Genomic DNA, 23,093 nt, shown 5'->3' on the forward strand with positions numbered 1-23,093 from the left:
TCTTACTTTTATATATCAATATACTAAAATATATGCTGTTGGCAAAATGTCCATCCTATTATTTTCGAATCATTCTTCTCTTTTGTCAGAGAAATACAGATTGAAACTCTTTAACAATAATCAAATCTGGTTTTTTTAAAATTGATCAGGCAAGATGTAACGTAAATGTTATGATGGTTTTGTTTTGAGGAGTTTCTGATTATCGGGAGAAAATAGATGTTTTTTTACTGTCTTGTTTAGCAGCAAATAGTAATCAATATGATATAACAATATGAAATATAAATAAAAGAAGTGATTATATGAATAGTAAATTCATATTGTTGCCATCATGGTTGTCTCTAAAAAAATATGTAACATTTTTCGCCTAAGCTTTTATGTGTTTATGTTTTGTTTTTCAGAGGTTTGCGAGGACTTAGGAGAACTCGTCCCGAAACCTTTGGACTCGTTTCATTTAGTGTTGTTCTTTTCTATGATTTGTTGATATAAATTGAGTTGAAGTACAGATATTAATGTTGAGTTAAATCTATCAGTAAATGAGAGTTTTGTTTTGTTTTTGATTTCTTCCGGATTCGGATGGTTTAAAATCCAAAGAATTCCATTTTTCAGATCTTCGGTGCTGAATGATTCTGCTAAATAGCCGTTGGTTTTATGTTTCACGATTTCCGTTACCCCGCTTGAGTCAAAGGCAACAACCGGAGTGCCGCAGGCTATTGACTCAGATGCTGTTTGTCCGAATGTTTCCTGCCGTGAAGGAACAACCGTGACATCTGCTGCGTTGTAAAGAGTTGCCAGCATTTTTTCGTCGCTGATGTATTCGAAGTAATTGGCTTTAAAGGGGAATTCGACTTTGTTTTTGATTTTTCCAAAAATCAACAGTTCAATTTCCTTTTCCGACATTTCTGTTGTCAAACTTTCCAGTGCAGTTTTAAGCAGATCAAAGCCTTTTCTTTGATCCTGAATGTTTGGTGCGCCAAATGCTATATATTTGCAATCTGTTCTTAATGATAATGATTTACGGCACTCAAGTTTATCATATACTTTAAATATATTTTCATTTAAGGTGTTGGGAATGGTATGGATGGTTTTCGATTTCAGAAGCGCACTTGTTTGTGCAAAATCAGAGAACCATTTAGAAGGTGATGATATATATAAATTGCTATTGGATAATAATTTATGTTTATTATTTAGATGGTTAAATGAGACATCTTCAGGATGTCGATTTTTTAACATCGGGCATTTCCCACATCTATCTATAAACCTAAAGCAATCACCGTTGTAATGGCATCCTCCGGTAAATGGCCACATGTCATGAAATGTCCAGAGTACGGGTTTTCCTAAGTTCAGTAGATTTTCTATCGTTTTTAGGGAAAGAAATCCAAAGTTGGTCCAATGCAGGTGAATGATGTCACACTCTTTTATGGCAGGATGTTGATGGATATTGTTACCTGTGCATGCCAATGAAAATGCGAAACGATCTTTTTGGTCGCGGATGATGGTGCTTACTTTTAGCCTTTCAGAAGCAAACTGTACAAAGTGTTTTATTTTATAAAAGAAATTGTTCGAAGTAGAGATGATGTCTTCATCGGGTAACGATTTGTTTTGTACCAACATTTTGGCATTTATTCCGTGTTCTTTTAGCGCAAACCAAAGGCGATTTGCTGCTATGGCAGCTCCGCCATTTCTGTCGGAGGTGGATACCAGACAAATCTTTATTTCTTTTTTTTCTTCTTTCACTCCGTTCTTAATTACTATATTTGACAGGTCATTCTACAAATATATGAAGTCTCAACCATCTCATATTACAAAACCTCATTTAAATAATGGCTTTTATCCTAAAGTTTCGATAATTACCGTTGTGTACAATGGCGTTGACGTACTTGAACGTACGATTGAAAGCATCGTCGCAATGGATTATAGTAACTTGGAGTACATCATTGTAGACGGAGGCAGCAGTGATGGTACCATTGAGATCATCCGGAAATATGAGAGTATGATTTCCCTTTGGTTGAGTGAACCTGATGAAGGACTTTACGATGCAATGAATAAAGGGATGAGTCTGGCTTCTGGCGATTATTTCTGGTTTATCAATGCTGGCGACGAGGTGTCTGATCCGATGATTTTGTCGCAAATCTTCAAGAATTTTCCTCAAGCTGATATTTACTACGGGGAAACAATGATCGTCGATTACAGTGGTCAAGAAATAGGGTTGCGGAGATTACGTCCTAAAAAAAGGTTAAAATATAGAGATTTTTTAAATGGGATGCTGGTAAGCCATCAATCTGTAATTGTTAGTAGAAATACCGCTTCGAAATACAGTCTTATGTACAGATTGTCATCGGATTATGACTGGGTAGTTTCTGCGTTTAAGAGTGCTGCTACAACTGTAAATACTGGGATGGTACTATCACGATTTTTAGAAGGAGGGCTCACAAGGCAAAATATTTTTCCCGGTTTAAAAGAAAGATTCATAATCATGACTCATTACTTCGGATTCTTACCTGCTCTGTTACATCACATTCCAATTGCACTAAGATTTATTTATTATTTTGTTAAACATAAGAGATTCTGAAAATTAACAAAAAACTAAAGTCAAAGGTATACAATCTTTTACCAATTTTATATATCTTTGACCGCAGGGGGAAATTTGGCCTGTAAATTGTTGAATCGTGTTGTAATGTACTGTGCTTTAAAATTTTCAATCAATCTGTTTGTATTGTTGGAAATAGATAGTTTAGTTAAATAGGTAGAATCCTTACCCGCGTAGAAGTTTAAAGTAAATATCTCATCTTATTTTGGGTGTCAGGGTTAGATTAGTATCATAAAGAGCAGTTAGATAGCAATATGACATTTGAAAATGAGGAGAATTGTTTTCCTGAATTTTTAACAGAAGATCATTATGTTTCACCATTATCAACAAAAAATTTCTGAAATTCGAATAGAAATTCGACGTCATAATTATCAAAAGCAAATTTATGATAACTGTAATGAAGCTTTAAAAAATGAACGTTCGGTTTTTCGAAAAGCAGAGACAAGGTTGAAGAAATATGAGCTCGGGGCTTCAATGGCTAAAAATCTGACTCTTTATCAGATTTTTTTAATCATATTGGAAGAAAATCAACATCTGAAGAATAAATCTCGCAGAGAATTATTGATCACCAAGTTAAATCAAATGGCCGGATCCAGAGTTATTGATTATTTAACAAAAAGGGTTTTCATGCAGGTTTTACCATCCGGAAATATAAGATCCATGGAGCGTGAGGAGCTTAAGGTGAAAAAGGAGATGGAGAAGTACCTCGAAGATCGTTCGGAAAACACAAATGCTCAGATGCTGATTCCGTATACATTCAAAATTGAAAACCTTAAAGCCGACCTTGAAGAAGCCGTTTCTGCCTATGAAACAGGGGAGAATGCCCGAGCTGAATTAATTGTATTACAAAGAGTTTTGCGGGACATTCAATATTGGGGAACAGAAGCAGGCGGAGAAATGGATGTTTCTGATGATGTCTTTAATCATTCGGTACAAGCTCATATGATGTTGTGTTCTTTTAAGAATGAGTTGGGTGAGTTCTCGGAGGGGAGAGATTTAAATCTTCATCTGGAGGCGATTACCGACTTTAAAAACTCATTTTTTAATAACCTCATTGCTGATTGGCTTGAAGAGAAAAAAATTAAACTGGCGCTTTTTTACGTACGTAAAACACAAAATTCTCTGGAAGCCCTTCTTCAGGGATTAAAAACAAAAATGATACGCATTGAATCTGAACTCTCAATAACAAAAATGGAGCAGAATGCTATTTTAGGAAAGATATGCCAGGATTAAAGATTAAAGGCCGTGAATCATTCACGGCCTTTAATCTTTATTTACATCATATATATCTTAGTCGATTACCTCCACATCTCTAGTAGCTCTGAATTTATCTCTTTTCCAAAAAAACAGACCAACCAATATCAAAATCAGTATTGAACTGATATATGATATCAGTTTTCCGTAGCGATACGAAGTAGGTTCAAACCTGAATTCAATGGTGTTGTTACCTGCCGGAACAAATAATCCCCTTAAGAGATAATTGGCACGTATGATGGGAACCTCTTCGCCATTAATAAAAGCTCTCCAGCCTCCGGTATAATAGATTTCACTGAATACTGCAAAAGTTGGGGAGTCTGTGTTCGATAAATATTGCAAATATTCGAGCCTTTCTTCAATCAACTCTATGTGTCCGCCACCCGAACCAATGGTCTTTTTTTCAAGGATGTCTGAAAAGTCCATATGAACCACTGCGTTTTTACTTAAATCAACTGAACCAATGGCTTCAAGTTCTTCAAGAGTACTATTTACTGTATGAATGTTCTCAACCAGCCACGCATTGCCTTTGGCATAGGGGTTTAAAACCGGAGCCATTTCAGGGTGTGCCACAATATACTTTGCATTGAGCATGTTTAATACCGGCATGTAGGATAATAGCGGACGGATGAATTCAGTATTTCTGCTTTGCTGAACCGACATGGAAAGCTGGCGCATATAATCTCCCAGGTAATGATCAATGACATCCTGGTATCGCTGAAGCTTTGCACCATGATAACCTCCGATGGATTTATGAAAATAGCTGGTGTGTACTTCGTTAAACGGATTTCGTAAGTTGAAAACCCTAAAATGAGGATCATCATCCTCAAAAATGATTCTATCAGCCTCATTAGGCGTATAAAGTGCGCGCATTTGGCGGGCAGGAACAAAATCATCATTGTTGAGATATCTTTTATCCACACCCCATAAATCCACCAGTATCAGAATTAAAATTCCCGGAATAACATATTTGGCAGAAATCTTATTGCCTGAGAAGAACCATAGCGATGCACTTGCCAAAGCAACAAAAACCAAGGATCTGAAGGCGTCGGCCTTCAGCAGAGCCATCCGGGCATTTTGCATTTCCCTCATCAATATATCATAGATAAAGGCCTGATCCGGATTTGATGCTTGTTGCGACATCAGCGACGACATTTCAAATTCATTCATATAGCTCAAAATGCCGGGGAAGAGATAGAAAAAGAGTGCAACTCCACCGCTTAATCCAAACGCTGCTAAAAACTGATTTGATTTTTCTCGAATTATTTGTGGATTATTAAAAACCTCCCTGAGCGTTAAAACCGCCATAACCGGGATGGTAAGCGAAGCGATAACCAACGCCATTTCAACGGTGCGGAATTTGTTGTATAACGGGAAATGGTTAAACATCAGCATGTTGAACCATTCCAGGTTTTTACCCCAGGCCAATAAAATACTGAGTATGGTTCCGGCCAACAGCCACCATTTCTCCTTTCCTTTGTAAATAAACAGCCCAAGAATGAACAGGAAGAACACGATGGCTCCGGCATAAACCGGCCCCGAAGTGAACGGTTTTCCTCCCCAGTATTGCGATTGTTGAGCCACTTCATTTGCCAACTGGCCCACAAATTGACTATGCTGCTCACCAAGGTTGTAGCCCCTTGCCATCATCTCTTCACTGATTCGGTCTTCAATGCCATTTAGAAGTTCAGGTTTTAGTCCAATGGGCTCCGATGCGCCTCCCATAAAATTAGGAATTAAGAGGGTCAGAGTTTCCGCTTTTCCGTAGCTCCAAGCAAATGCATAATCGGGATCCAGTCCCCTTTGCCGTTGCTCTGTTTTTTCTTCAGCCAATAATGAACGTCCACGGATGCTCTCCTGACCGTACTCCCAGGTAGTCCATAGATTGGTCATATTTGGTAGGACGGCCAAAACCGCGGCTATGGCAAGCAGTCCGGTACGTTGTAAAAAATCTCTTAGATTGTTCTGTGCAATGGCACGAACCAGTCTGTCAATAACCAGTATCATCACCAGCAATGCCAAATAATATGTGATTTGCACATGGTTATAGGCGATGTTGGCTCCAAGTGCAACAGTGGTAAATAATGCACCGCCCCATTTGTTTTTGTTGTATGTGTATAAAATCCCTGCCAAAACGGGTGCCATTAAAGCAATTACATAAGCTTTGGTGATGTGCCCGGCAATGATGATGATGAAGTTGTATGAGCCAAATGCGAAAGCCACACTACCTATGACGCTCAGCCAATGGTTAAATCCCATGCTGCGCATGAGAATAAAAAATCCTATCAGGTATAAAAATACAATGGCTACCGTGGTGTAAGGCAATCCCAGGCGTGAATACCTGTTCACGTAGCTGAACAGGTTGGCAGATGAATCCCCACGAATCTGATAAGCGGGCATGCCGCTAAAAAGGGAGTTGGTCCACATGGAGCGTTCTCCTGTCTCTTTTTCATGGTCAACCAACTCCTTGGCCATTCCAATGGCTTTAGTATTATCCATTTGCGGAAGTCCGCGACCTTCCAAAACCGGACTGAAGTAGGCAAATGTGATAACAATAAAAAATGCTACGATGCCCAAATAGGGCAAAAGGGGTTTAATTCTTTCAAGCATGTGTCTGATTTTATACTATTGAACACCAAAAATATAAAAAATATGATGGTTTAGCCATTTTAGAACCAATAAACCACAAAGTACATAACGAATTCTGCCAGATACACAAAGGGCTATCTTTAAAGAAATAAGCTATGTTTTTTCTTTGTGTGCGCCTTGGTAAATTACTTTTTGAGGCAGTTACCTCAAAAAATATTTAACAAAATGGAAACCTTATTTCAAAGGTTGAAGTATAATAGGTCACCAAATCAGCCGTAGTTGCCCTTTACATTAATCCAAAATTGTTTTAACTTGAATTAAGTAACTGATTAAATTTATTTTAATAAACATGTTGGAGACTCTAAGAATGTTATCCCGAGGCATTCGGAATTAGACAGATAGAGTAGCTGAGAAAGATAATTAGATAAATCTTGTCTATCAGTCTAAATGTCTAATATCTAAAAAATCTTCAATGTAGATTTATTATAAATTTAAACAGTATCTAAGAAATCACTTATTTTTAATATTAATAATTGGGTTATGAGAAAACTACTACTTACACTTGCTGCAGTTATGATACTGGGTTTATCATTTGCACCAAACGCTGTGGCACAGCTCAGCGACGAAGAGTATAACTATGTGACCATGGATTTGCGAGGAATTCTCAATCTTACCATGACCACCAATCCCCAGGTGGATTTTGTATTCAGAACCATTCAGGAATACCAGCAGGGAATTACCCGTTTTAACGCTGTGCAACTGGAGGTTGATGCCACCATGAACTGGGATTTGTACGCCTATGCAAGCACCGATAACTGGGTGCAGGTTGAGCAGTACTCAACCAATGGAAGTGGAGTTTTGCCAGCTGAAATTCTTGAGATTCAGTCATCTGTCACCAGTCTTGCTCCTCAAAACTTTAATGGATTTACATCATTAAGAGGATTAACCAATTCAGAAGCTGCCGGTGGTCCAACAGATGAAACTCAGTTTTTAGCCGGTCAGGTAGGAACTGCCATTGGAGAATCTTTTGCTCCGGGTACGGCTGCTGCAAATGCTGATACGCACCGTTTCAGACTGGATATGAGACTGGTTCCTGATATCCCTGCTACATTCCCCAATTCGGAAGTTGATATTCCTGATGCAATTGGTGCTCCTGTAGATGCTCCTGATTTTGCAGCTGCCGGGTACTACTATCTTGAGGTGGTTTATTCCTTAGTGGAAGATTTGTAATAGTTTTTTAAAATATTTGTAGTCAGAAAACAGGGTTTTTACCCTGTTTTCTGTTTTTTTGCGTATTTTAGAACTAAAACATGTTCATGCGCTGTATTTCATTACGATTTTACTGCATTGTGGTCACCATCTTTGTTTTTTCCGGGCTGATTAAGGCTCAGGACCAGCTTTCCTTTGCTGTAAAAACATCACCTTCCGTGGAGTTTAATTTCACTACGGTTAATCAGTATTTAACAGGGGTAACCGTTTCAAATGCCATCACGCTCAACATTGAGTCCGACGTTCAGTGGGATTTGTACGTGGGAACACAGACGGATGAGCCCGGCTTTTGGAACGAAATATCTGCTTACTCCATACATGGTGAAAAGCCACCTGTTTCCATTCTTCAAATGAGGGTGCGAAACCTCAGCAACACCTCTCTGGTTTCCGGATTTGTACCGTTGAGTGATATTACTGACCCGGTTTACATCATTGGCTCTGAAGTAGAAGATTTTCCGGTTAATTGTCCCGACCAGGGAACCAATGCACCCGGGAGTTACCTTGTCAATCCCAATTGCTATCGCTTTTCAATAGATTTGAGAGTGGTGCCGGGATTTGATTACAAAGCCGGATTGTACAGTTTAACCATTCAATACGTTTTGGTAGAAGATTTATAACATCGATGCACCACCTCACGAAAATATGGCTCATTATACTGCTGATTTTATCAGCAGTACCAACCATGGTTCATGCGCAGGGTTCCGGGGTGGAGGTACATTTTCGTGAGCCATATTCCGAACTTCGTGATGAAGGATTGGCATCTAACGTTTTAATCATTAAAAACCGAACCAGGCAAAATCAGGAACTCCAGGTTAATATCTCTGTACCCGGTGGCTGGAGGTTGTGGGGATCAACAACTCGCGCAGTTATAGTAAACCCCGGCGATTCTGTTTTTGTGCCGGTGCGCCTAATGCCGGGTGGCCAATTAAATGGAAACATCAGTTACCCCGTCAATGCAGTGGTTACGTCGAAGGGCATCACCATTGCAAATGCCGAATGGAACATCTCTTTTGTCCGAACGAGCGCCTGGACGGCGTCCACATCCGGGCACAGGTTTTATTTTCCTGCCGGACGAGACACCGGTTCGGTACAACTGCGCATATCCAACACAGGCAATGCCGACGAAAACTTCATCATCCGGGGCGAAGCCCATCCGGGAATTGGTTTCAGAACCAAAGAGCTAGTTGTTTCGGGAATTGAAAAAGGTATTTTTCTTTCCCCGGGAAGGGATACCATTATAACCATTCCTGTTGTTTTGTACGATGAAGACCGAAAACCGGTAGTGCAGCCACAGGCCTATTATGAAGAGTCATACCGTTTAAGATTCAGTGTTACCACTGAAGCATCGGTAAGGCAGGCAGGCCGAAGCTGGAGTGGAACCATTGATTGTTTCAGACTTGGAAGCGATGTAAAAGTTAAACCATCACGGTTTAACTCTCTGCCGGTAACGGCCGAGTTTAACACATACAACATTGCTTCTGATTATACTTATGCGACTTTAAATCTATATGGCACTACCTATTTCGAAAGAAACAGTGGCATGCTGAACTACTATTACCAGACAGATTTTATTAATAACCAATGGGACTGGGATGCCTTGCGTGGGAACTATCACTATCTTGGATATTTTAATAATACATTCAGTGTTGAAGCCGGAAATCTCTCCCTAAATCGCCACGGTGCCGGCATCAGTGGAAAAGGTTTGCGAGGCAGCTATACATACCAAAATCACACACTGGGGGCAACTTATGTGCGCCAGCCCAACATCCTGGATGATGCCACGGCAGAAGGTTTTGGAGTGAACTACATGTACCGGATGCAAAATACACGGGCTGAAATTTACGGACAACACATTAACAATGACTTGCGCCGGACGGAATCAACCCTTGCCATATTGAATGCATCCACCAGGTTGATGGATAACCACAGTGTACGCATGGCAGCAGGCTTTAGTACCGAAAACCATAATTGGAATCCCGATTCTGTTTTCTCTGTTGACGGATTTTACGGAGCCTTGGGATATAATACCCGCATCAATCGATTTGGATTTTCAGTCAATGGGTATTACGGTTCACCGGGCTACTCGCCGCGCAATGGCATTATTTCAGCTTCATCGGGAGTTACATACAGTCTCGATAGCAGGAACAGCTTCCAACTTCATGGTTCGGTTTACAGCTATGAACCTGAAAGATATTCGAGAGGTCAATTGGTTTCTGACTCGCTTTATAATGAACGCAACCGGGTTGTATTTAAATATCAGCACCGTAACGGTGCTGAGCACTATGGCGTGGGTCCTTCGTGGCATATGATAAGAAGTTCTTATATGCACAGCGACCAGTATGGAGTGGATTTGGAATATCGCATACGCACCAATCAGGTTGGATTATTTGCAAATGCTTCGGTCGGCATCATGAATTTTGAGAAGTATCCCGATTTGGGAAATATATTTACAGCACACATCCGTACATCGTTGCGGTTTAACGACCTGAATGCTTCGGTTCGATACTTTTACGGTCCTTATACCATTTTCGACCAAATGGAGTTTGTCCGAACAGAGTTTAATCCACAGAAGCTGTATGGTAATCTTACACATGACCTATGGCTGTTTGATGGGCATATAAATCTTAACACCGGGTTAAACTATAATTACAGCACTTGGCGCAACCGGCAGCAGGTAAATTTCAGGCCGGAACTGTTTTACCTGGCTCGTAGTGGATTTGTTTTCTCTTTCTACAGCAGATACATGTTGTTTAGCCATGGAAGTTATCAGAGGGAGGTGTTTCGGGAAGGTACTTCCCAAAGTATGCTAACACCCTCCACCAGTACCGATTACCTTGAGTTTGGTGCCGGAGTGAAATTTAATTTTAATCTACCGGCCAGTCTTCCCAGGAATTCAGATGCGCAATTCGTAGTTTTTCAGGATTTAAACGGGAACGGGGTGCAGGACAGGCAAGAACAGGGAATACCAAATGTATTGGTAAAGGCCACTCTTGAAACGCCCATGAGTGACCCGGAGGGGAACGATTTTTATGCTACTACCGATGAGTACATCTTGATTACCGACCATAATGGGGAGGTGAGTTTTCGAAATCTACCCCGTGGAAATTATATCATTGAAACCATTCCTTTATCGGCGCAGGGTGCATTATCTGAAACCAAGCGGTTCCACAGGGAGATTACTGCACGTGGAAGATATTACCTGCCATACAGCGATGGCGCGCGTGTGAGTGGTGCAATTCTGGTACAGCGTGACCAGTTTGGCCAGCAGCGCGACATCCGACTCAACAACATTCGCATTACTGCCACCAATCAGACCAGTGGCCAATCATTCAGTTCTCTTACCGACAGGGATGGAAGATACGTGATGTATCTTCCTGGAGGAAATTACGCCATTTCCATTAACGAAGCAGTTATTGATGAACGTTTCAGTGTTGTTGAGAACAACATAAACTTAAGAGTAACGGGCTCAGTGGCCAGTTATTCAGTTAACTTCCAGTTGGTGGAACGCGGCAGAACCATCAGATTGACACCAGCAGCAAACAATAATGAGAACCAAAATGGTGAATGATACGTAGGAGGAAATTAAACAGCATAATATATGAACAGATTATTGGCATTTATCGCTACCATCGTTTTTTTATCAGGCAATTTGTTTTCACAAAGTGCATCCATATCCCCTTCTAGGTTTTATTACAAACTTTCACCCGGGGAGTCGGGGACACAGCTTTTGCGTGTAACCAATAATGGTAATCGCTCTGAGACCTTTCAGGTTTCATTTTCCAATTTTGCCTCAGAGGGCAACCAGGGAAAAACCACTGTTATAGATGAGTATGAGCATGGATGTGCCAGTTGGCTAACTGCGTCTCCGGCATTCTTTGAAGCCGCCCCCGGTGAAACCAAAGATATTGAAATCAGACTTCAGGTACCTTCCGGCTCGGAGGGCTTGTCGGTTCGTTGGGCTGTGGGACAGGTGCGATTGGCAACGGAGCGTAAGGCGCTGGAGGAGCGTGGGGACAATGTTACCGGCATGCAGATTATTCAGACGTTTGAGTTTCTTTTTCATGTATTTCAAACGCCACCTGCATTGGAAAATATGCGCGAAGCATCGGTGCTGAGTTTTAGAGACGTAACCGGTCCTAATGATGCAGGAGTAGTCCTGCGAATGGAAGTTGAAAACACAGGTCGAGCCATCATTGACTGTGCGCCATATCTGGATATTGTAAATTCCACCACCGGCGAAAGTCAGCGAATCATGAATCGTGCCTTCACCGTTTTGCCGGGAGGTAAACGGGAAGTGAATTTCCGTCTGCCTGAAGACTTTCCTCCCGGTCGTTATTCTATACTTGGAATTATTGATTATGGCAGCCGTACTGATTTGGCAGGCGCTGAACTGGATTTAATTATTGATTAGATATTAAATCTAATCATCTAATTCTTACAGGCATTTATCACTTAATCAAAAATCCTTATCTTTGGATCAGAAATTAAATGTGATATATATGCCCATCATCAATGATATTTTTTCTTTTATTAACTCCAGTCGAATTACTAAGATTGACCGTTTCAGGAATCATCCGGGCGAGGTGCAACACGAACAATTCAGGATGCTGATAAATAAGGCCAAAGACACAGTCTTTGGCAAAGAGTATGATTTTTCGTCCATTCGAAGTGAAGATGCTTTTCGTGAAAGGGTTCCGGTTCAGGATTATGAGGCTTTTATGCCTCATGTAATTCGGTTACGGCAAGGTGAGAAAGGGTTGTTATGGCCGGGGGAGATTAAGTGGTTCGCCAAAAGCAGCGGAACCACGTCAACAAAAAGCAAATTTATACCCATCTCAAAAGAAGCTCTCAACGATTGTCATTACCAGGGCGGTCGAGACACATTGCTCATATATAACTCTCTACGGCCTGATAATAAAATGCTCACCGGAAAAACTTTGACACTGGGTGGCAGCAACCAAATTAACAACTTCAGCAATGATTCGGTTTATGGGGATTTGTCGGCGATTTTAATCGAAAACATGCCTTTTTGGACCAATTTTGTGAGAACGCCGGGTCGTGATATCGCTTTGCTGGATGAGTGGGAAAAGAAACTTCGTTTGATAACCGAAACCACGGTCAAAGAAAATGTGACAGCATTTGCAGGTGTTCCGTCCTGGCTGCTGGTGTTGTTGAAAAATGTTTTGGAGTTTACCGGCAAAAAGAACATACTGGAAGTTTGGCCAAATTTGGAGCTGTTCATCCATGGAGGGGTGAGTTTTGTGCCTTATCGCCAACAATACCATGATTTAATTCCTTCAGGCGAAATGAATTATCTGGAGACTTATAATGCTTCTGAAGGATTTTTTGCCATTCAGGACGATTTCTCCTCCAGTGCCATGTTGTTGATGCTTGATTATGGTGTGTTTTATGAATTCATGCCTCTATCTGAACTTGGTAAAAGCCACCCTAAAACGCTATTGATTGATGAGGTGGAAATCGGCGTGGATTACGCCATGATTATCACCACAAATGGTGGTTTATGGCGTTACTTGATAGGCGATACCATCCGTTTTGAGTCCAAAACTCCCCACAAAATTATCATCACTGGTCGCACAAAGCATTTTATCAATGCTTTTGGTGAAGAGATGATGATTGAAAATGCAGAAAAAGCATTGGAAACAGCGTGTAAGGAGACAGGAGCGGTGATAAAGGAGTACACGGCTGCACCGGTTTATATGAGTGCCGAATCCAAAGGGAGACATCAGTGGCTCATTGAGTTTGAATCCGAGCCAAAAAATCCGTCGCGATTTATGGAATTGCTGGACGAAACCTTGAAAGAAGTTAACAGCGATTACGAAGCCAAACGATATAAAGATATGACCCTTGTGATGCCTGATTTGGTAACAGCACGAAAAGGGCTGTTTTTCGACTGGTTGAAGAAGAAAAAGAAATTGGGGGGTCAGAATAAAGTCCCGCGGCTGGCCAATAACAGAGAATATATGGATGACTTACTGGAGCTGAATCATTAATAAAACTTTCACATCATGCACATAGCCATAGCCGGGAATATTGGTTCCGGAAAAACATCTCTGGCCACATTACTGGCAAAACACTACGGCTGGGAAGCACACTATGAGGAGGTGGACGAAAACCCTTATCTGGCAGATTTTTATGAGGACATGAAGCGCTGGTCTTTTAACCTCCAGGTCTATTTTTTAAACAGCAGATTTTCACAGATTGTGAAAATCCGACAATCTCCCGAAACGGTTGTACAGGACCGTACCATATATGAAGATGCCTATATTTTTGCAACCAACCTTCATGAAATGGGGCTTATGAGTAACCGGGACTACAACAACTATCTTTCGCTTTTTGAGTTGATGACCGGATTGATTCAGCCACCTGATTTATTGATTTATTTGCGGGCAACAGTGCCCACACTCGTTCGGCAGATAGAAAAAAGAGGAAGGCCATATGAAGAGTCCATTCGGCTGGATTATCTGAAAAAACTAAATGAGAAGTATGAAAGATGGATTCTCAATTATAACAGTGGCAAGATATTGACCATCAATGTTGATGAAACCGATTTTATTAATGAAAATACGGCACTCAGTGCCGTATTTGATAAAGTAGATGCAAATATTCACGGGTTGTTTTAGATTCTCATAGAAAACCATTCATCGACAACGGACAATAATATATCAACCATGAAACGAACCATGCCGAATGCTTCGACACACAAGTAGATAACCTGTTGCGCTTTAACGGGTACAAGCTTGACCATTAAAAGTCAAATTATTTGCATATGAAAATCTTAGGAAACCTAATCTGGTTACTTTTCGGAGGTTTGATCATTGCCATAGAGTATTTTCTGGCAGGGTTGGTGTTATGCATCACCATCATTGGCATTCCTTTCGGAATACAGGCGTTTAAACTTGGGTTGACAGCCATATGGCCTTTTCACGCCAAATTGGTTCCAAATGCACGTTCAGGAGGATGTCTCGGAGTTATCCTAAATTTAATTTGGATTGTTTTTTTCGGGATTTGGATTGCGCTTACCCATATTTTTTGGGGTCTCATATTGTTCATAACAATTATAGGTATTCCGTTTGCCAATCAGCATTTTAAGCTAGCAACAGTCGCACTCACTCCGTTTAATTATAAAATTCAATAGCTATGCGGTCACTATTTAAAAAATCGATGCTTTCATTGGCCAGGTTTCTTTTTCGCTATGGATTAGGACTTATTTTAATTTGGTTGGGTGTTCTGAAATTTAAAAACACCGAAGCACATTATATTGAGCAGGCCATGTCGCAAACCGTTCTGTTCTCATGGATGCTCAAATACATTACCATTTACGCATTTACATCGATTATTGCATGGATGCAAATCATTTCAGGGTTATTCATCATGTTGAAGCCTGTCTCGCGAAAACTATCCGTCTGGGGTGGATTGCTGGCCATGGTGATATTTTTTGCCGGGATATTGGTCTTTTTCTCCTCAGGTGTGGTTTGGCATTCAGGCTATGGATTTCCTGAATTGTCCCGTGCAGGACAGGCTTTTCTTAAGGATTTTATTCTGTTTGGTGCGGCGGCCTGGTGTTTAAGCGATTCATTATAAAATGATTGATATGGAAAAGTGGGTAACCATTTATTGTGCTTCCAGTCCTGGGATTCCGCAAGTTTATTTTGACGAAGCGAAAAAGCTCGCATCGAATTTGGTAAAATCAGGCTATGGCATCATATATGGCGGCGGTGCCGTTGGGTTAATGGGCGCCATTGCCGATTCCGTTCTTGAGAATGGCGGAAGGATTAAGGGCATTATACCCCGATTTATGATTGAGGTAGAATGGGAACATAAAGGGGTTCAAGATATGGTTCATGTTGACAGCATGCACCAGAGGAAACAACTTTTAATTGAGAATACCTCCGCCGTGATTGCACTTCCTGGTGGCAGCGGAACTTTAGAAGAGTTATACGAAGTGGTATCACTAAAGAAACTTGGAATGTTTCCCCATCCCATTGTTTTACTGAATACCAACAATTATTTTGACCCTTTAATTGAAATGGCTGAACGAATGGCCAGGGAGAATTTTATGCGCAAAGAGCATCTCAGCATGTGGAGCGCAGCTCAACGACCTGAAGAGGTCGTTGAAATAATAGAAAACACTGATAAGTGGGGTCCGGAGGTGATTAAGTTTGCCGCTGTTTCGGAATCACAAAATCAATCAATGCAATAACATCCACCAGGGTTTTAAAGGATATTTGGCAGTAATTTGTAATTTTATGCCAAATATATGACATACGAAATGGATTTGGAAGAGCTACATACAGAGCTAACGAGCGATACCGTTCAGGTGCAAGTTGAAATTCCTCAACCCCGGCTTTCGCCCGGGTTGAATATTCCAACGCCAACGCTTGAGTCCTTTCGCACCCGAATTCAGTTGCTCGAGCCTGATACCATTCGTGAACCGGCACCACCACCTCCCCCTCGCAGGGTTGCTCCCCCGCCAAGTTTATCTCAAAACGATTCAATCTATTTTAACCTTACCGAATCTTTTGGAACTGCCGTTAACTGGCAGTTTGATTATAACACTGATGGTTGGAGCCAAGAAACGTCTGAATCTTTATTTAGCGAGGAATATTTGCAGAGAGAGATTTCAATTCAAGCCGATTCGTTGATGGGACATCCCACTCACGAAACACGATTAGATCATGATGACACAAGTGTCGCTAAACAAACATATACAGAAGTTGACGCATCTTCAGATGAATTGCCAATTGAGGAGAAATCACTTTTGCAAAATGATTGGTTTACCGGTGTCGTGGTTTTTTCTGTTGTTGTACTGGGTTACGTTCGCCTTAGCTGGAGCAGGTATTTAAAGGATTTGCTCTATACTATTATATATCCCTCCTTTATTACGAGACTCTCCAGTGCAAATGCATCCAATTTTTGGCCTTCATTTTTACTAGGGTTTCTCTTTTATTTGAACAGCACACTTTTTATTTTCCAGATATTATCCATTATGGAAAAGCCCATTTGGGGTTATTCCGGACCCATATTGCTACCTTTTATTTTTATTTTTCTATTTCTGCTCTTTACTTCAAAGGTAATAGTTTACCGATTGGCGGGTAAAATATTTGGAACATCAGATGCTGTTCATGGTTATCTTGCATCATCTTCAGCAACGGCAAAGTCATTCTCTGTATTAATAATGCCTTTTGTTTTGTTTCTTCCCTACATAGATTTTTCGTTTCAGGAGATATTTATCAGAATCGGATTGGGGGTGTTTATCTTCCTTTATCTCATGCAGATAGTGAGAGGGATAAAAGAGAATTTTTCGAATCTTCTTTCAGGGTATTACATAATTTTGTATCTTTGCGCTCTGGAAATATTGCCCTTATCCATCCTATTTAAGGTACTGTTCAAATAGAAAATGGAGGAGTTCCGATTTTTGTTGAACTAAAATTGATGCACATTGAAGATCAAAAAAATTCTGGTTTCACAACCAAAACCGACTACGCAAAAGTCGCCTTATTTCGAATTGGCGGAAAAAAACAACGTAAAAATTGATTTCAGACCGTTTATTCAGGTTCAGGGAATTGATGTTAAAGATTTCAGAAAGCAAAAAATTAACATCCTGGATCATACTGCTGTTGTTTTTACCAGCCGTACTGCCATTGATCATTTTTTCCGAATTTGTGAAGAAACACGTGTCACTGTTCCCGATACCATGAAATACTTCTGTATTTCAGAAGCAACTGCATTCTATTTGCAGAAGTACATCGTTTACAGAAAGCGTAAGATTTTCCATTCCACCGGCAAATTTGCTGATTTAGTGGAAGTTATTAAGAAACACAAAGAGGAAAAGTTTCTGGTGCCGCTCTCAGATATTCATAAACAGGAAATCCCTGACTTGTTGAATAAGTCTAAGGCTAAGTATACCAAAGCGATATTTTACAGAACCGTAAGCAGTGATTTAAGCGATATCAAAAAGATTGATTACGATATGTTAGTCTTTTTCAGTCCATCAGGAATTGCTTCACTCTTTCAGAATTTCCCTGATTTTAAACAGGATGATATTGTTATCGCATCATTTGGTCCGGCCACTGCAAAAGCTGTTACAGAAGCGGGATTAAGACTCGATATTCAAGCTCCAATGCCCCAAGCGCCTTCCATGACCGCAGCTTTGGATATGTTTATAAAGCAGCATAACAAGAAATAGATAACCTCTGCGTAAATTTCGCTGAATTGAAATTTATGTTTGTAACAACTTATAAGATTATACAAACGCCCCATTTAGGTATATTTCCAAATGGGGTGTTTTTGTAACCAGATATAAACTGATTGTTTAGGTGGAATGCAAAAAAACGTTGGAAATTCATTTGGTAAGCAGGAACGATTGTTTTTAACAAAACAGATTGAGCAGCTTTTTTCAGAAGGTCGTTCGGTAACGTCTTTCCCCTTGCGCATTCAGTATCTGTTAGTTCCTGCGTCCGATCAATCACCTTCAAAAGTGCTCTTTTCTGTTCCCAAAAAACGCTTTAAACGAGCCGTGAAACGCAACTTGATCAGAAGAAAAATGAGAGAGGCATTCAGATTAAATAAGCAGCAGTTATATTCGGTTGTTCCGCAGGGAAAACAATTGTTGGCAGCTGTTGTTTACATTAACAATGAAGTGGCCGATTACCAGAGCGTTGAAAAAGCAGTCATTAAGGCTTTTGATAAACTTAAAGCACGCCTTGAGGAATGCAATATTTAATCTATACATTAAGCAAAACTCATAACTAATAGAATTAAAGCGGTATATTGTGAATAGAATTCTTTACTATCTCAAACAGCTACTTGTATTTCTGCTCATCTTGCCGGTGAAAATCTATCAATATGGGATTTCTCCAATGATTGGCCCTCGTTGTCGATATACCCCAACCTGTTCACACTATACCGTTGAAGCGCTTAAAAAGCACGGCCCTTTCAAAGGTCTTTGGCTTGCTGTTAAACGCATTCTTTCATGTAATCCTTGGGGAGGGAGCGGCTATGACCCAGTTCCCTGAATAGTGTCCTTTTATGTGTCTATAATTTGTGTTTTAAGGTTACCGAAGCCTCGGGACTCGTTTTTCAATTATTTATTGTAAATTGCTCTATTGATTTACAGTTTCTTCTAATATGTATTTTGACTTCCATACTCATAACAAAGTGCGAAGGAAAGGTGTATTTTCCATTGTAAATATACGGGCCGGTTATGATGATTTGGAGGAGATCAACGGTCCGGTTAGTTTTGGGGTTCATCCATGGGATACCACACGTCTTAATTCAATTAAAGTGATTGATGAAGTGACTAATATTAAAGATTTAATTACCATAGGCGAATGTGGTCTTGACAAGTATAAATCTGGCAGTTTATCTGAACAAACTGAACTATTTATAAAGCATGTACATTGTTCTGAACAACTTCATAAACCGTTGATTATTCATTGTGTAGGACGGTATAATGAAATTATTAATTTAAAGAAACAGATCAATCCGACCCAGCCATGGATTATTCATGGGTTTAATGGTCACCCACAACTGGCCGAACAGTTAATTCGCAATGGATTTTTGCTCTCATTTGGCTCTGCCATTTTTATTGGTAAAAGCAAAGCAAGGAAATCTCTCATTATGATGAGAGATGAGCCTTTTTTTCTCGAAACAGATGATTCCGGATTTGCGATTGAAAAATTATATAGTCAAGTTTCAGAATTACAATTTATTGAAATTAATCATTTAAAGAATAAAATTGCTACAACATTCTTTAAAACATTTCCGGGCATGGAATTTCCCCGCTCCCAAGCTACCTGTTAATTTGCTTTTTTCTTCTCTCTGATGATTTTCTGCAATATAAATTATTGCTTCATTGTGTTATATTTTGTATATTCGTATAGTGTAAAAAGCACACTAAGAGTCATACACAATTATCACTAAAGTTTTACCAAAATGAAAACGTATTTCTATTTACTGCAATTCTCCTTTCTTCTCTTTTGCCTGTCCACAACAATCAAAACAGAAGCATCAGGATCACTTCCGAGGATCTCCGTGGAGGGTAATCGATTTGTAACACCCGACGGGGAAACCATCATTTTTCAAGGAGTCAATTTTGCTGATCCAGATCGGTTGGTTAAAGAGGGACAATGGAAAAAAGATCTTTTTAGAGTTGCTCGCGACTGGGGATCAAATATCGTTAGGCTTCCTGTGCATCCACAAGCCTGGAGGGAAAGAGGGAAAGAGGATTATTTATTACTTATAGATCAAGCAGTGGAGTGGGCAAGAGAGTTTGATCTTTACATCATCATCGACTGGCATTCCATCGGAAATCTTAGAACTGAATTGTTTCAACACGAAATGTATAAAACCAGTTTACCCGAAACCTTTGATTTCTGGTTAACTATTTCTCGCAGATACGCCGATGAACCAATTATTGCCATGTATGAGATTTTTAATGAACCAACAACTTATCAGGGGCAATTGGGTTCACTTACATGGGATCAATGGACTGAAATACTTACCGACATCATATACGTAATTCGTGCCAATAGCCCTGAAGCCATTCCTTTGGTTGCCGGTTTTAATTGGGCATACGACCTGACACCGCTTATGTATGCACCCCTTAATATACCTGGAATCGCCTATGTGAGTCATCCCTACCCACAAAAGCGTGACCAGCCATGGATTCCCCAATGGGAACGTGATTTTGGTTTCGCCGCAGATGATTATCCGATCATTGCCACCGAAATTGGGTTTATGCAACCAACCGATCGTGGTGCCCACGTTCCCTGTATAGGAGATGAGGAATATGGAAGAACACTAATGAGATATTTTCGTGACAAAGGAATCAGCTGGGTAGCATGGTGTTTCGATCCGGATTGGTCTCCGCAGTTAATCAAAGACTGGAATTATACCCCAACCCGATCAGGAAGGTTTTTCAGGGATGTGATGCTGGGAAAGGAAAAATTAGATGAATAGACAATTAGCATGGGTTGCTTTTAGTATTAGGGATAGATTTATTTAGTAGATTGATAAACACAATTTCACATGCGCCACCAATAGAAGTTTTAAAACTTCTATTGGTGGTTTTTTATTAGGGAAATTGATGCTATAAATGGTTCTCAAACCATACCCAATAAAATAATATTATTGTTTTGTTGCATGTCATATTTATAATTGATAAATTGTGATCTGGAAGGTTGAAAAACGTTGGTTTACTTTCAATTTGATGCTATTGAGTTTAAATTGAAAGAAATATAGATAAGTGATGTTTTGTCTCCTTGTCGAGACATGCTTTTGTGCGAAATCACAATGGCTACTGAAGAGACAAATTTTTTATAATGCCAACAGATTTGAACCAAATGATAAACATATTAGATTTCAATGAATGATGGAGGTGTTCAGCATTACTGACACCGGATACTGCACGAACAATCCTAACCTGAATAAATAATGATTGTTCAGATTAAAGCAGTAATCATGCAAAAAATTAAAACCAAAAGTAAAGAGTCGGAAGATCTTTTTGAAGATCTTAAAAACAAGGCCTATTTTCTGGATGAAGCAGAAAAAATAGCCAAATTTGGTTATTATGTTCTGGATATAAGTTCTGGGAAATGGGAACAATCATCTGGTCTGGATGAAGTTTTTGGAACCAACTTTCCCGAAGGAAGAACTCTGGAGGTTTGGTTAAGCATTATTCATCCTGATGATCGGGAAAAGATGAAGAGTTATTTCAAAAAAGATGTATTAACTGAACTACAACCCTTTGATAAAAAATACCGGATTTTAAAACCTGATCACTCCGTTATATGGGTTCATGGAAAAGGAAAGTTATCATTTAATGATAGCGGGCAACCTGTTAATATGTTCGGAACCATTCAGGACATATCCGAGCAAAAGAGAATTGAAGAGGAGATTCAGGACATCAAACATCTTTATGAAAATCTTGTTGAAACTTCTCAGGAACTTATCTTTCAAACCAACAACGAAGGACGTTTTATTTTTGTAAATAAAGCTTGTCGCGATATTCTGGGTTTTTCCCATCAAGAGATGATTGGACGGCGGTATGTAGAATTCTTGCAATCAGATATAATCCATGAAGAAGAAGTGTTTTTCATGGAGAGCCTGCCTGAAGATCAACTGCGTGGCAGAGAGTCTGTTTGGGTCAGTAAAAACAATACACCTGTTTATTTAAGATTAAACATCCGTAAAATATACAACGAGGAGGGGCAGTATAACGGAGCCATAGGCACAGCATACGATATAACCGATGCTATTAATGCGGAAAGACTTGCCAAACAAAAATCGGAAGAATTAAACAATTATTTCACTCTCTCATTGGATTTATTGGCTGTTGCCAATTTTAAAGGATATTTTACCATGCTGAACCCCTCGTGGAAGAGAGTTTTGGGGTTCTCTTTGGAGGAATTAAAAAGCAAGAAAATTATAGATTTGATTCATCCTGATGATATTGAGGCAACCATAAAAGTAATACAGGAACTTCAGAATGGAAAAGAGACTGAAAGCTTTATCAACAGATACAGATGCAAAGATAAATCATACAGATATATAGAATGGAGATCCAAAGCCAAGAACCGCAAAATTTATGCAGCAGCAAGAGATGTTACGGATCATATTCTCCTTGAAAAATCTCTTCGAAAGGCCAATGATAATTTAAAAGAGCTTAATTATCAGAAGGATAAGTTCTTGTACATCATAGCCCATGATTTAAGAAATCCGTTAAATAATATTCTGGGATTCATGGAGCTATTATATACCAACTTCAATAATAACAATGCCATCGAAAACTATGAGTTGGTTAGGCTCTTATCGGGAAACGTTCACTCTCTTTATGAGTTGGTTGAGAATTTACTGAACTGGGCATTATCGCAAACCGGCAAACTTAAAGCATCGCTGACAAATATTGATTTGTCGGTCCAGGTACGCCGAGCCATCAATCATCTGAAATCACTGGCCGATGCAAAGCAGATAATCATTGACAATCAAATACCGGATGGAGTCACCGTTGTGGCTGATGAACACATGTTGAATACTGTTGTTCGAAATTTAGTTTCTAATTCCATCAAATTTTCTCATCCGGGAGGTTATGTAAAAGTCGTACATAAGCAGCTTGATGATAGAACCTTAGTAGAGATTCATGATTCAGGTGTTGGTATTGAAGCTTCGGAAGTTCTACGTTTGTTTAATGCCGAGACCACCCGTTCCACCCCTGGAACACAGGGAGAAGGAGGTACCGGATTCGGACTGCCTTTGTGCAATGAGTTGATTAAGGTGCAAAATGGCGAAATTACAGCAACCAGCCAAGTCGGGAAAGGAAGTATATTCAGTTTCTCCTTACGGAATGGGTAGTCATCAGGTAGTTTTAATTAAC

The 23,093-nt window shown here is 39.9% G+C and carries 20 protein-coding genes; 18 read left to right on the forward strand and 2 right to left on the reverse strand.

Features of this window, described 5'->3' with window-relative positions; genetic code table 11:
• Window positions 1-447: 447 nt before the first annotated feature.
• Window positions 448-1,734, reverse strand: a complete 1,287-nt coding sequence (locus tag EV194_RS03210; protein WP_132432013.1) for a glycosyltransferase — start codon at window positions 1,732-1,734, stop codon at window positions 448-450.
• A gap of 43 nt (window positions 1,735-1,777) precedes the next feature.
• Here EV194_RS03210 and EV194_RS03215 point away from each other — a divergent pair, with 43 nt between their 5' ends.
• Both EV194_RS03215 and EV194_RS03220 read left to right on the forward strand, forming a co-directional pair.
• Window positions 1,778-2,569, forward strand: a complete 792-nt coding sequence (locus EV194_RS03215; protein ID WP_132432015.1) for a glycosyltransferase family 2 protein — start codon at window positions 1,778-1,780, stop codon at window positions 2,567-2,569.
• Between the two features lie 327 nt (window positions 2,570-2,896).
• The gene (locus tag EV194_RS03220; protein ID WP_132432017.1) at window positions 2,897-3,820 is read left to right on the forward strand and encodes a hypothetical protein; all 924 of its coding nucleotides are present in this window, start codon (window positions 2,897-2,899) and stop codon (window positions 3,818-3,820) included.
• Window positions 3,821-3,877: 57 nt separating this feature from the next.
• On the opposite strand, the gene EV194_RS03225 is transcribed toward EV194_RS03220, so the two are convergent.
• Window positions 3,878-6,451 carry a hypothetical protein gene (locus EV194_RS03225; RefSeq protein WP_207915875.1) on the reverse strand — a complete coding sequence of 858 codons (2,574 nt, stop codon included), beginning with the start codon at window positions 6,449-6,451 and terminating at the stop codon, window positions 3,878-3,880.
• A gap of 519 nt (window positions 6,452-6,970) precedes the next feature.
• On the opposite strand from EV194_RS03225, the gene EV194_RS03230 reads away from it, so the two are divergent.
• From EV194_RS03230 to EV194_RS03305, 16 genes are all read left to right on the forward strand, one after another.
• Complete coding sequence (locus tag EV194_RS03230) at window positions 6,971-7,660, forward strand: hypothetical protein (RefSeq protein ID WP_132432019.1); 690 nt, start codon at window positions 6,971-6,973, stop codon at window positions 7,658-7,660.
• Between the two features lie 86 nt (window positions 7,661-7,746).
• The gene (locus tag EV194_RS03235) at window positions 7,747-8,316 is read left to right on the forward strand and encodes a hypothetical protein (protein WP_132432021.1); all 570 of its coding nucleotides are present in this window, start codon (window positions 7,747-7,749) and stop codon (window positions 8,314-8,316) included.
• Between the two features lie 5 nt (window positions 8,317-8,321).
• Entirely contained in the window at window positions 8,322-11,267 is a 2,946-nt protein-coding gene (locus EV194_RS03240) for an SdrD B-like domain-containing protein (protein WP_132432023.1), read from the forward strand.
• A 30-nt stretch (window positions 11,268-11,297) separates the two neighbouring features.
• Window positions 11,298-12,110 (forward strand): fimbrial biogenesis chaperone, encoded by an 813-nt coding sequence (locus EV194_RS03245; protein WP_132432025.1) that lies wholly within the window; start codon window positions 11,298-11,300, stop codon window positions 12,108-12,110.
• Between the two features lie 61 nt (window positions 12,111-12,171).
• Window positions 12,172-13,710, forward strand: coding sequence for a GH3 auxin-responsive promoter family protein (locus tag EV194_RS03250; protein WP_243699313.1), 1,539 nt, complete (start codon window positions 12,172-12,174; stop codon window positions 13,708-13,710).
• Window positions 13,711-13,725: 15 nt separating this feature from the next.
• Window positions 13,726-14,340, forward strand: a complete 615-nt coding sequence (locus EV194_RS03255; protein ID WP_132432029.1) for a deoxynucleoside kinase — start codon at window positions 13,726-13,728, stop codon at window positions 14,338-14,340.
• A 146-nt stretch (window positions 14,341-14,486) separates the two neighbouring features.
• Window positions 14,487-14,855, forward strand: coding sequence for a YccF domain-containing protein (locus EV194_RS03260; RefSeq protein WP_132432031.1), 369 nt, complete (start codon window positions 14,487-14,489; stop codon window positions 14,853-14,855).
• Between the two features lie 2 nt (window positions 14,856-14,857).
• Window positions 14,858-15,301, forward strand: coding sequence for a YkgB family protein (locus EV194_RS03265; RefSeq protein ID WP_132432033.1), 444 nt, complete (start codon window positions 14,858-14,860; stop codon window positions 15,299-15,301).
• 10 nt (window positions 15,302-15,311) lie between these two features.
• Entirely contained in the window at window positions 15,312-15,920 is a 609-nt protein-coding gene (locus EV194_RS03270; protein ID WP_132432035.1) for an LOG family protein, read from the forward strand.
• Window positions 15,921-15,977: 57 nt separating this feature from the next.
• Window positions 15,978-17,114, forward strand: a complete 1,137-nt coding sequence (locus tag EV194_RS03275; RefSeq protein ID WP_132432037.1) for a DUF4271 domain-containing protein — start codon at window positions 15,978-15,980, stop codon at window positions 17,112-17,114.
• Between the two features lie 45 nt (window positions 17,115-17,159).
• Window positions 17,160-17,906, forward strand: a complete 747-nt coding sequence (locus EV194_RS03280; RefSeq protein WP_132432039.1) for a uroporphyrinogen-III synthase — start codon at window positions 17,160-17,162, stop codon at window positions 17,904-17,906.
• A 135-nt stretch (window positions 17,907-18,041) separates the two neighbouring features.
• Window positions 18,042-18,443: a ribonuclease P protein component gene (rnpA, locus tag EV194_RS03285; protein ID WP_132432041.1), complete on the forward strand. Its 402-nt coding sequence runs from the start codon at window positions 18,042-18,044 to the stop codon at window positions 18,441-18,443.
• A 49-nt stretch (window positions 18,444-18,492) separates the two neighbouring features.
• On the forward strand, window positions 18,493-18,735 hold the full coding sequence (gene yidD, locus EV194_RS03290) for a membrane protein insertion efficiency factor YidD (RefSeq protein WP_243699314.1): 243 nt from the start codon (window positions 18,493-18,495) through the stop codon (window positions 18,733-18,735).
• Between the two features lie 112 nt (window positions 18,736-18,847).
• A complete protein-coding gene (locus EV194_RS03295; protein WP_132432043.1) occupies window positions 18,848-19,522 on the forward strand; it encodes a TatD family hydrolase in 675 nt (224 codons plus the stop codon).
• Window positions 19,523-19,654: 132 nt separating this feature from the next.
• Entirely contained in the window at window positions 19,655-20,680 is a 1,026-nt protein-coding gene (locus EV194_RS03300) for a glycoside hydrolase family 5 protein (protein WP_132432045.1), read from the forward strand.
• Between the two features lie 501 nt (window positions 20,681-21,181).
• Entirely contained in the window at window positions 21,182-23,071 is a 1,890-nt protein-coding gene (locus EV194_RS03305) for a sensor histidine kinase (protein ID WP_165921788.1), read from the forward strand.
• Window positions 23,072-23,093: the final 22 nt, after the last annotated feature.

This window comes from Natronoflexus pectinivorans (genome assembly GCF_004345615.1).
Lineage (GTDB): Bacteria > Bacteroidota > Bacteroidia > Bacteroidales > Marinilabiliaceae > Natronoflexus > Natronoflexus pectinivorans.